The organism is Ercella succinigenes (assembly GCF_900002895.1).
Map to the genome: position 1 here is coordinate 1 of NZ_CDHP01000061.1, position 16,049 is coordinate 16,049.

A 16,049-nucleotide genomic window follows, 5' to 3' on the forward strand; every position below is an offset into this window, starting at 1 on the left:
CGCTACTTTGATGAGAGAGAAACAGCAAGAAAAGAAGCGTTAGCAGAACGAGCAGCATACCTGCATGTTGTCACCTGATTCATGCAGATACCGGAAGACAATTTACACCAACTTTTTGGACTTGACTAAAAATATTATTCCATAAAATGAACATAGCATATTTGCAACATTTTAACAATTACTTTCAACAATTATTATATAAAACTAATTATGTTTTACTCTATATTGTCATTATTAGTAATGTACTAAAAAAAAGGAGGATACAATGGTTAAAATTACATTTATGGGAGCTGGAAGCACTATTTTTGCGCGCAATCTACTTGGTGATTGCATGGCTGCCGCCTCATTATCTGATGCAGAAATCGCACTTTATGATATTGACAGTCAGAGGCTTGAGGACTCTCTGGCTATACTAAACGCAATCAACAAAACAACAAATAATAACCGCGCTATTATAAAATCATTTGCAGGGATCGATAATAGAAAAAAAGCTTTAGCAAATGCAGATTTTGTTATAAACGCTGTACAGGTCGGAGGGTATAAACCTTCAACCGTAATAGATTTTGAAATTCCGAAGAAATATGGATTAAGGCAAACTATTGCTGACACTTCAGGAATTGGTGGGATTATGCGCGCACTGCGAACAATACCTGTAATGCAAGATTTTGCCACAGATATGGAACAGGTTTGCCCTGAAGCACTTTTACTTAATTATACTAATCCTATGGCAATGCTTACCGGTTATATGCAAAGATATACCGGTATCAAAACGGTGGGACTTTGCCACAGCGTTCAACATTGTGCCGAAAATCTTTTATCGAGAATAGATATGTCTGACAAATTATCCGGACATTCAGAACTCATTGCGGGTATAAATCACATGGCTTGGCTTTTAGAGATAAAAGATAAGAACGGAATTGACCTTTACCCTGAAATAAGAAAAAGAGCAGCTACTAAAAATGCTGCAGGTTCGCATGATGATATGGTACGTTTCGACTATATTAATCATTTTGGCTATTATTGCACAGAATCAAGCGAACATAATGCTGAATATAATCCTTACTATATAAAAAGCAGGTATCCTGAGCTCATTGAAAAATATATGATTCCCTTGGATGAGTATCCTAGAAGATGTGTTGAGCAGATAGATTCATGGAATAAGGACAGAGCTGATGTAACAGCTGATGCTAATCGCGGACACAAAAGATCCCAGGAATATGCCTCTTATATTCTTGAAGCAGTCGTAGAAAACAAACCTTATAAGATAGGCGGCAATGTTTTAAACAAAGGTTTAATAACAAATCTACCTGATCTGGCTTGTGTTGAAGTTCCTTGCTTGGTGGACGCAAGCGGCATTCAACCTTGTTTGGTTGGAGAATTGCCACCTCAGCTCGCAGCTCTTAATATGACTAATATAAATGTCCAGCTACTTACAATTGAAGCAGCCCGTACAAAAAAGCGTGATAATATTTATCATGCGGCAATGCTTGATCCTCATACAGCAGCAGAACTTAGTATAGATGACATAAAAAATATGTGTGATGAAATGCTTGAAGCTCATGGTGATTATATGAAAATCTACAAATGAGTTTGTTGACACTCTCTTTCGAGTATGATATAAATCTCTTAACAATCCGACTAATCATATCTTTTTAGTGCGATTAGTCGGATTTGAGAATATTTCCTAAGATATATATCGGAGGAGAGTGTTTATGGATTTTAATACAATTTGCATACATGGAAACAAGATCAGTTGCGATAAAACAGGAGCAGTTAGCGTCCCTATTTATCAGACGGCAACTTTCACACATCCTGGTGTTGGAAGCAGTACCGGTTATGATTATTCAAGATTGCAAAATCCTACTCGTGAGCACCTTGAAAAAACAGTAGCAAGGCTGGAAGAAGGCAAGGATGCAATGGCTTTCAGTTCAGGCATGTCTGCAATTAACGCTCTTATGGAATTATTCGAGCCAGGAGATCACATTATAGCTTCAAATGATCTTTATGGCGGAACCTATAGATTGCTGACAAATATATCTGCAAAAAACGGACTGACTTTCGATCTGATAAATACTTCTTTTATTGAAAATATATCAGAAAAGATAAATGATAATACAAAGGCAATTTTAATAGAAACACCTACCAACCCAATGATGCAGGTTACAGATATTGCAGAAACAGCCAAACTGGCAAAAAAACACAATCTATTATTAATTGTAGATAATACTTTTTTGTCACCGTATTTTCAAAAACCACTTACTCTGGGTGCTGATATAGTAATTCATAGCGGCACAAAATATCTTGGCGGTCATAATGACACACTAGCAGGATTCCTCGTCGTTGCAGATTATGATATATCGGAAAAACTGCGTTTTATCTATAAAACGACAGGCTCTTGCCTATCGCCTTTTGACAGTTGGCTTATAATCAGAGGGATAAAGACGCTAGCAATAAGACTTGAACACCAGCAGGCAACTGCTCAAAAACTGGCTGTATGGTTGGGCAAACAGCCTAAAGTTAAAGCAGTTCATTATGCAGGACTTCCGGAACATCCAGGCCATGAACTATCCAAGAGTCAGGCAAGTGGTTTTGGAGCCATGCTTTCCTTTGAAACAGACAGTGAAGAAACAGCCTGTAAAATACTGGAAAGAGTATGTCTTATTTCATATGCTGAGAGTCTTGGCGGGGTAGAAACCTTAATAACTTATCCTATTTTACAGACACACAGCGATGTGCCAAAAGAAATTCTGGCAAATTTAGGAGTAACTGAAAAACTCTTGAGATTATCAGTTGGACTAGAACATATTGATGACTTAATTGAAGATCTTAGCAATGCTCTGAAGTGAAATTTAAAAAGAAAAACCCCAAAAATTAATTTGGAGTTTTTCTCTTGAAAGGAAATATGGAGTCTAAACACGAAGCAACTTAGTTAGCTCTTTCACCTGTTTCATCAATCAGATAAACTTCAGCGAACATTGTTTTTGTATCGGCTTGATCAAAATCGATATTTTCACCCTTTATAAGCGAATAGGCGATATCTACACCCAAAGCACCCATCTCAAAAGGCTGTTGTGCGATTGTTCCCTGCAGTGTACCATCAAGTATTGCTTCAACTGCAGCTTCGTTACCATCAAACCCAATAACCATAATTTCACCGGTAAGGCCAGCTTCATCGATTGCCTGAGCAGCACCAAGAGCCATATTGTCATTCTCACAGAATACTACTGCCAGATCATCACTATAAGAAGCCAGTATATCCTGCATTACTTCATAACCTTCAGACTGACTTGAATTTGCAGTAAGTTCGTTAACAATGGTAAATCCTGCTCCTGTGATTTTGCTCTTAAAGCCTTCACCACGCTGTCTTGCATATATTGCAGATTCTTCACATTTGATAATCGCTGCATTTGTACTTTCAATACCTTTATCTTCTATAAAAGAAAGAGCGTATTCGCCAGCCATCTCACCGCCACCAAAAACATCAGAGATTATAAATGCATCATAATCAGAATCACCCGTTCCGATATCAACGATAATTACAGGAATTTCAGCTTCATGAGCCAGCTCAACGATAGTATTCATAGCTTCTGGTCTGCAAGGTGAAATAACAATCGCATCTACACCCTGAGCTATCAGATTTGTAACACCTGTAATCATTTCTGATTCGTCTTCTTTTTGATCATGTGAAATAACAGTTATTCCCATCTCTTCAGCTTTTGCCAGAACACCATCCTGCATTGAGATGAAGTATTCATATGCGATGTTATAGACTGACCAGCCTATTACAAAATCCTCATCAGCACCCGCATCAGTTTCATCTGTATTTGTGTCATCTGCATCTGTCTCGGCAGCAGTTGTTTCTGCCGGAGCTGCTGTTGTGGTTGTTTCTGTTCCAGACCCTCCACATGCGGCCAATGACAGCATGAGTGCTGCAACAAGTAATAGTGTCAATAGTTTTTTCATTTTCTTTCCTCCATTCATTTTCAGTTGGGGATATGTGCTTCATTCCCTGTTTGAAATTATATGGAGAAGCCAAGCTTTCTTAAATCGGATTATTATTTGATTTATGGTAATAAACTCTTGATTACTTAAAAGCTAAAAAACATCTATCCAGTCGGTCATATTGTCTTCATCGAAAAAAAGTGGCTGTTCGCGCAGAATAATTCTGCTACCACTTCCTGATTCTGAAACTACATTAAAATTACCCATATCTAAAGTTTTTAGCACTTCACCTGGGGAGCCCTCTATATCTCCAGAAACAAGAGCTAAAGAAGCCCACGCAGCCAATTTGCCTAGATCAATCGGATTCCATAAAAACATTATAGGACACACTTTATTTTTACCTATATACGGATGCATATCGCTTGGCAATCCAAGGCCTGTAATCTTAACATCTGAATCTTTGCCATTGTCAACAATAGCTTGTGCGACAGCTGGCATTGAAGCGGCAGAAGGAACGATAATTAACTCCAAGTCTGGATAAGTAGAAATTAGATTAATTGCTGTTTCATAGGAAATTTGATAATCATCATAGCCATAGGCAATTTTAACAAGAGTCAGCCCTGGGTAATCGCCCCTCTCAAGATGATTTCTGATTGACTCTATCCAAGCTTCCTGATTTCTGGCCTGATTGGTTGTAGATATAATCGCAATTTGGCCTTCCCCTGAAACAATCTCAGAAGCTGCCTCTATTAAAGTATAGCCAATACTCCAGCTTTCAACCTGTTCAATATGAATCATTCTGCTTTGCTTATCAACAGCCGAATCGAAAGACACTACTTTAATACCATTATCCATCGCTTCCTGCAAAGTATCCTGCAGGGCAAGGTAACTGTTGGCAGCAATAGCAATGCAGTCCACTTCTTCATCTATTAAAGAGTTAACAATTCTGATCTGAGCTTCAGCAGAAGGATCAGTTGGGGTTCGAACTAAAACATTACCATTAGCTGATTCTATTACATCTGTATAACCTTCAATCAATCTTTCGTTATATAGATTATTTTCGCTTTTCACAATAACCGCATAGTTGCCAGCTGAATTATTTTTATCTGAAGACATACAGCCAGTTAATATCAAAACAAAAAGCAACATAACCGAGAGATTTAGCATTTTCAAAATGTTTATATTAATAATTTTATACTTAACTTTAGTTTTTATATTCATCTTCTCCATCCCCTTCTTGTTGTAAAATAGGCACTGCAAGCGTAACTTCGGTACCCTTGCCAATACTACTTTTATAGCTTAAGCCATATCTACCAGCAGAAATTTCTTCTTCACTACTTAATTGCAATCTTCGATGAGTATTAAACACGCCTATACCACTTTCAGAATTTTCTTTCGGTACTGAAGTAGTGAGCGTTTTCATTAATTCTTCTGAAATACCTACTCCATCATCTTCAATCTGGAAAAAAATTGTCTTGCCATCTGTCCAGCCTGCCAGCGAGATATTTCCACTGCCTACTGTGTTTTCTTGTATTCCATGTTGAATTGAATTTTCTACAATTGGCTGTAGTATAACCATAGGTATTTTAAAATCCATAATTTCATCAGGGACATCAATAATAAAATTAATCTTTCCTCTATAACGCATATTCATTAGTTTTACATATAATGAAACATGCTCTAGTTCTTCTGCCACAGTTGTTGTGAGGTTCCCTTTATTCAAAGATAATCTATAGAACCTAGATAATGCCATAACAGCCTCAGAAGCTTTTTGATTATCATTATTTCTGGAAAGCCAGTTTATCATATCCAAAGTATTATAAAGAAAATGTGGTTCTATCTGTGCACGTAAAGCCTGCAATCTTGCTGAACTTAACTCCTCACTAGATTTAATTTTCTCTCTGGTCAAAGTATTAATTTTACCCGCCATCACATTATAAGCTTGAATCAAATCACCTATTTCATCTTTCCCCGCATTAATTCTAAGCTGTTTAGGATATTCTGTATCGACATGCTGCATCTGATTTCTCAGCATTAATAATCTTTTTACCAGAGAATTAGCTATTATCATCCCAAGAATAAGTACAAGAATAATAAAGAATGAATATAGTTTTATAAATTCTATTACCAGAGCTTTACTTTCTATTAAAAGGCTGGCATAAGGTATTACCCAAACTATTCTCCAATCAGAAAAATCTATGTCTCTGTACCCTATAAAAACATCCTCAGCAGCTATTTCAGTTCTACTATAAGTACCATTTCCTGGGAATCTCATCGAAAGATCGTCATATCTCATCATATAGGCACCGGTATTTATTTCATCTGTGCTGGCTACAAGATAATCCCATTCGTTAAGTATGTATGCCGAACCATTATCTATCGTCATTGTTTCCAAAAGAGATTCTTCTATCGAATACTGGGAATGATAAACTGCTATATAAGCAGTTTTCCTTGATCCGTTATCACTATAGTATATTCTAGATATCAAGGCCATGTCTCCATGATCTTCTAGCTCCCTGCTGCTAAGCATATAACCAGGGGCAAGAAGGCGTTCACGATCAGAACTTGCAAAAACGCCATACCAATACGTATTTTCGATTTTAGAAATATTGTCGAAAATACCTCTAAATCCCTCCTGAGTATCTCTTCCTAGTGCTGCATAATTCAGATTAATATGACTTCCATCCAAATATATTTTTATATCTGTAATATTTTTTTCATCAATTTGTGACATAGCAACTGCATAAAAGGATTTTAGCGAAGATAGTAAATACTCATGCGAACTTGAATCAGAAACAAAATCAGCAGACTTCATCCTCAGAAAATCATCGAGATCTCTATTGTCAGCTATACGATCAGCGCTTGATATCATGTTTTCTAAGACACCTTCAACTTTACCTTTTATCTGTAGCGAAGATGTCTGATGAGATTCCAGAACAGTCCTCTCAATGATTGAAAAAAAACGCCCATAGAAAATGAGCCAGACAATTGCAAGAGGCACAAGAACCAGTATAAGATTAGTTAATGTCAAACGCCATTTAACAGGCATATCATTCAACGCATACTTAATTGGATTTATCATCGCAATTTCATTTCCCTATACTCTAAAGGTGTAACACCTTCCGTTTTTCTAAATATACGACCAAAATAGCTATTGTCTCGATAACCTACTTTATTACTTATTTCTGAGACGCTAAATTTAGATTCTCTAAGATATATTTTTGCTCTTTCAAGGCGAAAATTTGTAATATACTGATTTATTGTAAGCCCTGTTTCTTTTTTAAAAACAAAGCAGATATGGGATGTAGATAGATCCATATAATCACTGACACTCTTTACAGAAAGGTTTTCATTCTGATAATGCCTGCTAATATAATCACGAATAGCCGTTATCTGAGTTTTCTCGTTACTTCTGTTTTGGAGTCCATTATAAAGCTTATCTATATGTATAAGCACAAAATTATGTAATTCGATTAAATTCAATTTGTCGACCGCCATTACCCAGTTATCTTTATCTGACTCAGCGTAATTACCTATGTTTATATGAAAACTCTCCGCCACATGACATACCTCTGACATCAGTTCATAATATATTTCTTTTACCTTGCCTGCACTCAAAAAACTCAAGGATTTTTCTATATACTTAATCAGATTATCCATTGCCGATAAAACTGATGCATGATTCATTTCATTTAAAGCCAGAATAACACCTTTTTTGTATTCTTTAAGCTGATTTGATTTGGTTGTATTTGATGTTTCTTCTTCAAATAAAAGAATCTGTCCATATGGCTGAAAAAATGCTCTCTGCATAAGATAGGATGCAGAAGAAAAAGCTTCATCTATATTTTTGATTCCTTTTACGGTCTTACTAACTGTGATATAAAATTTATGAGTGTTATTTATAATACCTGCTATATGGTCACAAATAAAACTCAGAGTAGTCATAGCAAAGCTTTTTTGCGTAAAAAAATAAATAAATAACATATCATGTTGCCAAACGGTTGTAATATATTTGAATTTGAGTGCATCTTCCAAAAAATCAAGTTTATTCTCTAATCCTTCCCAGATAACACTGCCATTTTCCATTTCATCAATCTGTAGCTTTAAACCTATGGCTGTAATATTAACATAAGCGGAAATAATATCACTCCAGCCAGCTGTTTCAAAAGCATGCTCTACACAAAAATCATTTTCTCCGTTGATTTTGCGGCATATTTGCGAGGCCAGTTCTTTTTTTAATGCCAGTTGGCCTTCGGATGCCTGTATCTTAATTCTTTTTATTTCATCTATTGCCTGACCAACAACTTCTTCAACTTCAGCAACATCTATTGGTTTTTCTATAAAACTCACAGCTTTGATTCTTATGGCAGCTTTATAGTATTCTTTATCTGAATAAGCACTAACAAAAACAAAACGACAAAAAGGATGTATTTTTTTGATAGCCTCCGCCATTTCAAGACCATTCATTTTAGGCATACGTATATCAGAAATAATTATCTCTGGCTTCATCCGCTTCGCCATAATTATTCCCGCTTCACCGTTATCAGCAACCAGTACTGTTTCGAACCCAAGCTTATTCCAGTCGGTTATTTTTAGCAATCCTTCTCTGATAATACTCTCATCCTCGACAATAAGCAGCTTCATAACTCCTCCTTTCAAGAACGCCTGAATCCAGAATCTGAAATAATCAGATTCTGGATTACAAAAGCAATTAATCTATTATACTTTCTATCAGACATTTATGCCTGACTTGATAATCTTTCTTTCAACTGTTTTCTTGAATTATATCTCACCATCATATCTTTTATCATTGTTCTTATCTGAGTGATGGAGAAAGCAAATACAAGGATTCCACCTTCAACTATTCTTTGCCAGTAACTTCCAAGCCCCCAGGCATCCATTGCACTTTTAATAGATACGAGAAAAATAGCAGCAACGACTGTATTAAATATACTGCCTTTACCTCCAGCAAGAGCTGTTCCACCTAATACGACAGAAGAAATAATTGTAAACTCTAGACCGTTTTGCATACCATAATTAGAAGATCCAAGATAACTTGTGATCATAATAGAAGACATAGCAGTAAACAATCCAACAAGCACAAATATTTTTATTTGTGTAAAAGCAATATTAATGCCTGATATTTCCGCAGCTTTATGTGAATTACCGATGGCTAATATATGACGACCAAGCTTTGTCCAACGCAAAATAACTGTACCAAGAATTGCAAGAACAGCCATTATTATAAAAGACAGTGGCATAAATCCTACTCTTTGCAGAGCTATTGATTTGAAAAGATCATTGCTTACGACAACCGGATCATTGTTTATCAATTGAGCAAGTGCACGATATCCCAACTGAGTAGCCAAAGTTGTAATAAAAGCAGGTATTTTCATCTTGGCAATCAGAATACCGTTTACAAGTCCCATACCTACACCAAGCAAAAGCACAAAAAAGATGCTCGGTATTATACCCCATGTAGGAAGAATCAAAGTCAGAACAACAGATGAAACAGCAACCTGAGAAGCAACAGAAAGATCAAAATCACCGCTTATAATAGCATAAGTCATACCTATACCACATATAGCATTAAAAGATGCCATTCTCAATATATTTTGGTAAAAAGTGATTCCTCTGAAATTTTCATTTGTTAATGCTAGTATCACCCAGAATATTATCAAAGCATATACTATGCCATGCTCCGCAAAATCTATGTGAAATCTCTTTTTTTTCATTTGTTAACACCTCTATCCGTGATCACTCTAATACCGCTGATGGTAAGAGCAAAAATCAAAACTCCTGCAACAGCCAGTTTCTGATAGGCCTCTCCCACGTCAAGCATATTAAGTCCCATTTTTACAAAAGTTACCAACACAGCCCCAACTAATGTTCCCCATATATTGCCTTTGCCGCCTGAGAGTGCTGTACCACCAAGAATTACAGCGGTAATGGCATCTAACTCAAAACCACTTCCCAGTCCTGGATTACCTGTAGACAACCTTGATGTATTTAATGCTGCAGCTAAAGCAGCGGAAACCGCAGTAATAATATAAACAACAATTATTGTTCTATCTGTATTTATACCTGTAGTTCTGGCAGCAGTTTCATTTGAACCAATCGCCCTGATCTGAGTTCCTAAAACAGTATATTTATATACCAGCCAAGCGACTAGATAAACAGAAAGCAGTATTACGACAGGCATCGGAACTACACCAAATAATCTGCCTGTTGATAATGTTTTGAGAGCCTTATTAAATTTAGAAGTAATCTGAACGGCTATTCCTCCACTATAAACCAAGGCAACGCCGGCAAAAGCAAGTTGCGTAGCTAAAGTTGCCACAAAAGCCTGTATTTTTAGCTTGGATATCAGTAATCCGTTGACAACACCGCAACAGGCAGCTACTGCAATAGCAATTAATATAGCAAGCCAGGTATTCATTCCTCCTGTCACCAACGATGCTATTACACAACTTACTAATGACACGATCGAGCCAACAGAAAGATCAAACCCACCTGAGCAAATAGCAAAGGTCATCCCTGCTGCTGCAATGCCGGTTATTGCTGTTCTAGACAAGGTTGTTATCAACTGTTGCGGAGCAACTATCCTTGGATTAATAAGTGCATAAACTATAAATATTACTGCCAAAATAATCAGCACACCTACTTTATCCCATAAATACCAGAATTTCTTGATTCCCTGCTTCATTATTGTTCACCTCGAAAGAAAGTTCTATTTCCAGTTGCACACTGCATGATCAGATTCTCATCCATTTCTGCCTTTGATATTTCACCAGTTATCTGTCCTTGAAATACAGCCAGTGTACGATGGCAGTTTCCAATGATCTCCGGCAATTCCGATGAAACAATAATTATTGCCATTCCCTGACGAGCTAGTTCACCAAGCAAATCATATATTTCCGATTTTGCACCAACATCTATACCTCTTGTCGGCTCAAGCATGATCAGTACTTCACAGCCAGTTGCCAAAGCTCTTGCCAGCAAAAACTTTTGTTGATTACCACCTGAGAGACTGTTTATTCTCTGATAATATCCACTATATTTCATATTCATTTTTGCTTTATATTTATCAAGAACTTCCTGCTCTTCTCTACCTTTAATCAAACCAAAAGAACTGATTTTGTTCAAAATGTTAATAGTAATATTTTCGCGCACAGACATAAGCGAAAAGATTCCTGCGGCTTTTCTATCTTCCGTAACATAACCAATACCAGCTTTAATAGCATCAGCCGGTTTTTGAGGTTTAATCTCTAAACCATTTAACCAAACACTTCCTGAATCGGGCTGTATAAGCCCATATAGCGACTTCACAATTTCCTCGCGGAAACATCCCATCAAGCCTGACAATCCGAGTATTTCACCTCTTCTTAGGCTAAAAGAGACATTTTTAAAATAACCCTCACAGCTTAAATTTTTGACTTCAAGCACAACTTCACCAGGCTTATGATCCGCAGTTGTGTAAAACTCAGAAATTTCACGGCCAACCATTAATTCAACCAGTTTCTGACTGCCTATTTCATTAGTAATATATGTGCCTATATATTCACCGTCCCGAAGAATAGTGACCCGGTCGGACAAATCGAATATTTCTTTTAATCTGTGTGAAATATAAATTACTGTTTTACCTTGTTCTTTAAGACTTTTTATCAACCTATATAAAGTATCAACTTCCTTATTATTTAAAGAAGCAGTTGGTTCATCCATAATTACAATATTACATTCACAAGAAAGCGCTTTGGCTATTTCTACCATTTGCTGTTCAGAAACACTAAGCGTGCTTGTCATCTGATCCGCTTTTAACTGCAGTTCCATTGTATCAAGCAAATCCTGCGCTTTTTTATTCAGTCGTTTGCGATCTGTTATTCCAGCCCGAGAAGGCATATCGTGCAAGAAAATATTCTCTGCAACTGTAAGATCGGGCATCAGATTTAACTCCTGATAAACTACACTCACTCCACATTTCAAAGCATCTGAAACGTCATTAATTGTTTTCTTTTCTCCATCAATCCATATTTCACCACTATCGGCAAAATATACACCCCCGAGAATTTTCATGATCGTCGACTTACCCGCACCATTTTCTCCTACCACTGCATGTACTTCGCCTTTGCGAAAGCTCATACTAACGTTAGAAAGAGCGGTAACTCCGACGAAAGTTTTGGTTATATTTCGCAATTCTATATATTCCAATCCAAGCACCTCCGTTTTGTAAATAACCTGCCAGCCAAATATTAATATCTATAATTAATGACGAGAATAGGAAGATGTTTAGATTTGTGGTACTAAACTGTGTCAACTCATCTTATCCAGACAATTTTATAAGGCGTCTCAGTTTTTTAATATTCTTATCAGGAGATCCATTGCTGAGAAAATTTTTATATAAATTCTTTCAAAAAATAACCTTTTCTATAAATTCTTTTTAGATTCGGATGTTTTTAATTATTCCCTAAGCTATATTTCCCGGCTGGCAAAAAATGATTTAGATTTGAACTTTTCAAATCTAAATCATAGAATCAAACTTGAAAACGCTTGTAGTTACCTTATTAAATCAGATCTACCGGTTCAGACAAGCTCTAACCTAGTCGGCTACAATGATATTAGTTATTTCAACAAAATTTTTCGCAAAAACATGATACTAATTAATATAAACAATGCTATTCTGGGACGCCTTTATATAAGTATATTTATCGCCTTAAACTCCTTAAACAGTCTTTGTATTGGTCTAGTATCTATAAGCATGATGGTTTTGCTCACATCAAGCGGTGATAAAATAGAAAAAAATTCAGGTCGCAGACTGGATAATTCTATCTTTGCCCTGAATGCTTTTTCTATAAAAACTGGAACTGCTTTAGGTGGAGGTTTAGCAGGTATTCTTTTATCTGTTATCGCTCTAATAGTCACAATTCTTTTTGCCAAATCTAATCAGAAAAATTAATTTTCTTTCGATAGCTTAAATGAAGCAACCAGATCTTTAAGCATCGTTGCCTGGCTTGTAAGTTCCTCGCTGGTTGCAGCACTCTCTTCAGCTGTTGCAGAATGACTTTGAACTATTTTTGCCACTTGGTCTATACCACTATCTATTTGTAAAATAGCAGAGGCTTGATCATTTGAAGATCTGGCAATATTGGCTACAGCTTCAGAAACATCATTAATACCGTCTACGATTTCATCAAGAACAGCAGCTGTCTGAGTAGTATATTCAGAGCCTTTTTCTATTTGCTCCATAGAACCTTCAATTAATTCAGCTGTTTCTTTAGCAGCATCTGCACTCCTTGCAGCAAGACTTCTGACTTCTTCTGCAACAACAGCAAAACCTTTACCTTGAGAACCAGCTCTGGCAGCTTCAACAGCGGCATTAAGAGCAAGAATATTGGTTTGAAAAGCTATTTCATCTATAACTTTGATGATTTTTGCGATATTTTGTGAAGATGCGCTGATAGCTTCCATAGCAGTTAGCATATCAACCATTTGTGTTTTACCCGTATCTGCGGAATTTTTGACTCTGGCAGCAAGGTTGTCCGCATCATTTGCAGCTTGAGCATTATCTTTAGTTTGATTTGACAAATCAGAAACAGAAGCAGAAAGCTGCTCAACAGAACTGGCTTGCTCGGTGGAACCATGTGAAATATCCTGACTTGCCATCGAAACCTGTCCAGCACCTGTAGCAACCTGATCAGAGGCCTCATTTATTTGTGAAAGTGTGTTATTCAAAGTTGAAACTGTATAATTAAGAGCATTTTTCATTTCCTCGAACTGGCCTTTATATGCACCGCTCATCGAAACATTAAGTTTCCCTTCCGCAACCAAAGCAAGAACTTTAGATAATTCCTGCATCGGTTCCGCCATTGCATTAAGTGTTTTATTAATACCAGCAATTATCTTCCTATATCCACCTTGATACTGTTCTTCCTGTCCACGTATTTCTAAATTACCCTCAGAGGCTGCCCTTGTCAGGCTTTCGATATCTTTGATCAGATTGTCTATTGTCTCGTTTGCAGAAATTATAGCGGGTATCATCTGATCTTTATCAGATAATTTGCCCTGAGAGCGGAATTCTTCAAGACGACTGGTATCGCCTTTTGCTATTCTTACCATTGCATCCTGAATACTAAGAAGTTGTTTTCTCTGACTATTCACAGCATCAGCAAGTGATTTTAAATCTCCCTTATATAGACCTTCAACACCATTTTCTAAATTGTTTTTTGACATCAATACAAGAACGTTCTCTGCTTCGGATAATGGTTTCACAATTGCTTCAAGGGTATTGTTTATGCCTAGTACCATATCAGCATAGCCGCCAACAAAAGCGTCCTGATTTCCACGCACTGTAAGATCACCTTCTGTGGAAGCCTCTGTTAATTTAGCGGTTTCTGCTATTAACTTATTAAGCGTATCTACAACAAGATTCATACTTTTAGATAAAGTATCTGCCTCACTATATTCTTTTACTTTGACAGACAAATCTCCTTGAGCAATACTTTGGGCAGCAGCAGCTTTTTCCCGCATACTATCAGACAGAGAAGCAAACATTCTGGTCAACTCGCCTGTTTCATCTTTATTTTTGCTTTGTATATTCTGATCAAGATCCCCCAGAATAAGTTTCTCACCCATTGAAATTACTTTTCTGATGCTTTTTGTTAAAGTATTACTAAAAATAATTATAGCAGCACCCATCGCAATGAGCATGATGAGCATAACAATTGCTGTTTTTGTAATCAAATCATAAAGAGGTTTGTACAATTCATTCTGTGATATAGTTAATGCCAGTATCCAGCCGGTTTCCGGAATCTGAGCAGAATATAACATTTGCCTGCCACTATCACTTGAGTATGAACCTTCTATTTTTTGCTCATTTATAAGCCGAGAACCAAGAAGGGCCAGATCAGAATTAGTATCTTCTGTAATTGACATTGTCATTACCTTTTCAACATCAGGTGTGGCTAAATAAACACCAGTCTGATCTAAAAGGAATGCATGACCTGTTTGTCCAATCTGTAAATTTGCAATCATATTTTGCAGATTTGCCAGATCAATATCTGCAGTTGTTGTTCCGGCAAGAACCTCTCCATTATAAAAAGCAACTGTTGTTGACAAAAGAACAGTATCTAAGAAATCGTCATAAAATGCATCAGACCATGCAACAGCGCCACCGGCTTCAACACCATTTTGATACCATTCTTGTGAAGGATAGTCATATTCGGCAGTGTTATATTCATCAGTATAGGCAAATCCATCACCATCTCTGTAAACATAAGGGCCGAAATATTCCTGATTATTATAATATCCCTTTTCAAACCATATACCGGCTCCAAAAGTATCATCATTTAGCTTTATATATTCCTCGAGAAGATTTTCGTAATCAGACTCTGTAAGATCCGTGCCAGCAGCAGCAGCTAGCTGTGCCAATCCCTGAGCTATGCTGCTATGGCTTCCAAGCTGCTCTTCAACCGCTAATATCGTATGACTTAGCCTTTCTTCCATTTTTTCACTTATTTCCTGGTCAATCAGACTTTTTGTCGACTGAAAACTAATCAGAAAAAGTATGCCTAGAGATATAATCGTGAGCGGCAATAAAATCATCAATATTTTTGACCTGATTGAGGCAATCCTAAAATTCTTCATATACTCATCCTCCTATAAAGGTTCACATAAATATCTTTTTTACAACCTAAGTATCACAAAACAATCTTTGGAAGTCAGTTACAATATGATTCTAACACTTTACCAAATAATCATCGACTATTTATTTAGTATTACTTTGTTAGCATATTGCAAAAACCCCCACTTCACAACGAAGTGGAGGTCTTACAATAATATATGACAATGCTTGGTAATATGAATGAAATCTCGGGAGTTTGACACTTCCACCAGATAAAAACCAATAGCAGCACCGAGCAAAGCCCGCAACAGCGGGTTTTTTCATGTAAAAAACTGTCAAATTTAACACAGTTCTCCTTGCGTAATGTATCGTAATGTGTTATAATACAAGCAAAGGAGGGCCTAGTCATGCGCTTAAATACAGTGAAATCTCCTAATGCAACCTCATATTATGTAATCAAGGACATTAAGAAAAACGGCAAACGTTCAAC

The 16,049-nt window shown here is 36.7% G+C and carries 11 protein-coding genes; 3 read left to right on the plus strand and 8 right to left on the minus strand.

The features are described 5' to 3' along the window. The first annotated feature begins 265 nt into the window (after window positions 1-265). Both melA and AC0KSB_RS13120 read left to right on the plus strand, forming a co-directional pair. Entirely contained in the window at window positions 266-1,588 is a 1,323-nt protein-coding gene (melA, locus tag AC0KSB_RS13115; protein ID WP_472310012.1) for an alpha-galactosidase, read from the plus strand. Window positions 1,589-1,712: 124 nt separating this feature from the next. After that, complete coding sequence (locus AC0KSB_RS13120) at window positions 1,713-2,846, plus strand: trans-sulfuration enzyme family protein (RefSeq protein ID WP_472310014.1); 1,134 nt, start codon at window positions 1,713-1,715, stop codon at window positions 2,844-2,846. 79 nt (window positions 2,847-2,925) lie between these two features. Here AC0KSB_RS13120 and AC0KSB_RS13125 read toward each other — a convergent pair whose 3' ends face one another. The 7 genes from AC0KSB_RS13125 to AC0KSB_RS13155 all read right to left on the minus strand — a co-directional run bounded on the left by AC0KSB_RS13125 (window position 2,926) and on the right by AC0KSB_RS13155 (window position 12,150). Further along, window positions 2,926-3,963, minus strand: coding sequence for a substrate-binding domain-containing protein (locus AC0KSB_RS13125; RefSeq protein WP_472310016.1), 1,038 nt, complete (start codon window positions 3,961-3,963; stop codon window positions 2,926-2,928). A gap of 132 nt (window positions 3,964-4,095) precedes the next feature. After that, the gene (locus AC0KSB_RS13130; protein ID WP_472310018.1) at window positions 4,096-5,163 is read right to left on the minus strand and encodes a substrate-binding domain-containing protein; all 1,068 of its coding nucleotides are present in this window, start codon (window positions 5,161-5,163) and stop codon (window positions 4,096-4,098) included. Beyond that, window positions 5,147-7,024, minus strand: coding sequence for a sensor histidine kinase (locus AC0KSB_RS13135; protein ID WP_472310020.1), 1,878 nt, complete (start codon window positions 7,022-7,024; stop codon window positions 5,147-5,149). The genes AC0KSB_RS13130 and AC0KSB_RS13135 overlap by 17 nt, the downstream gene beginning before the upstream one ends. After that, window positions 7,021-8,586 carry a response regulator transcription factor gene (locus AC0KSB_RS13140; RefSeq protein WP_472310022.1) on the minus strand — a complete coding sequence of 522 codons (1,566 nt, stop codon included), beginning with the start codon at window positions 8,584-8,586 and terminating at the stop codon, window positions 7,021-7,023. The genes AC0KSB_RS13135 and AC0KSB_RS13140 overlap by 4 nt, the downstream gene beginning before the upstream one ends. A gap of 95 nt (window positions 8,587-8,681) precedes the next feature. Then, window positions 8,682-9,677, minus strand: coding sequence for an ABC transporter permease (locus tag AC0KSB_RS13145; protein ID WP_472310024.1), 996 nt, complete (start codon window positions 9,675-9,677; stop codon window positions 8,682-8,684). Further along, window positions 9,674-10,648, minus strand: coding sequence for an ABC transporter permease (locus AC0KSB_RS13150; protein ID WP_472310026.1), 975 nt, complete (start codon window positions 10,646-10,648; stop codon window positions 9,674-9,676). The genes AC0KSB_RS13145 and AC0KSB_RS13150 overlap by 4 nt, the downstream gene beginning before the upstream one ends. Beyond that, entirely contained in the window at window positions 10,648-12,150 is a 1,503-nt protein-coding gene (locus tag AC0KSB_RS13155; protein WP_472310028.1) for a sugar ABC transporter ATP-binding protein, read from the minus strand. The genes AC0KSB_RS13150 and AC0KSB_RS13155 overlap by 1 nt, the downstream gene beginning before the upstream one ends. A gap of 193 nt (window positions 12,151-12,343) precedes the next feature. Between AC0KSB_RS13155 and AC0KSB_RS13160 the strand changes: the two genes are divergently transcribed. After that, entirely contained in the window at window positions 12,344-12,895 is a 552-nt protein-coding gene (locus tag AC0KSB_RS13160) for a helix-turn-helix domain-containing protein (RefSeq protein WP_472310032.1), read from the plus strand. Here the strand turns inward: AC0KSB_RS13160 and AC0KSB_RS13165 are convergent. Beyond that, window positions 12,892-15,582 carry a methyl-accepting chemotaxis protein gene (locus AC0KSB_RS13165; protein ID WP_472310030.1) on the minus strand — a complete coding sequence of 897 codons (2,691 nt, stop codon included), beginning with the start codon at window positions 15,580-15,582 and terminating at the stop codon, window positions 12,892-12,894. The genes AC0KSB_RS13160 and AC0KSB_RS13165 overlap by 4 nt on opposite strands. Between the last annotated feature and the right edge of the window lie 467 nt (window positions 15,583-16,049).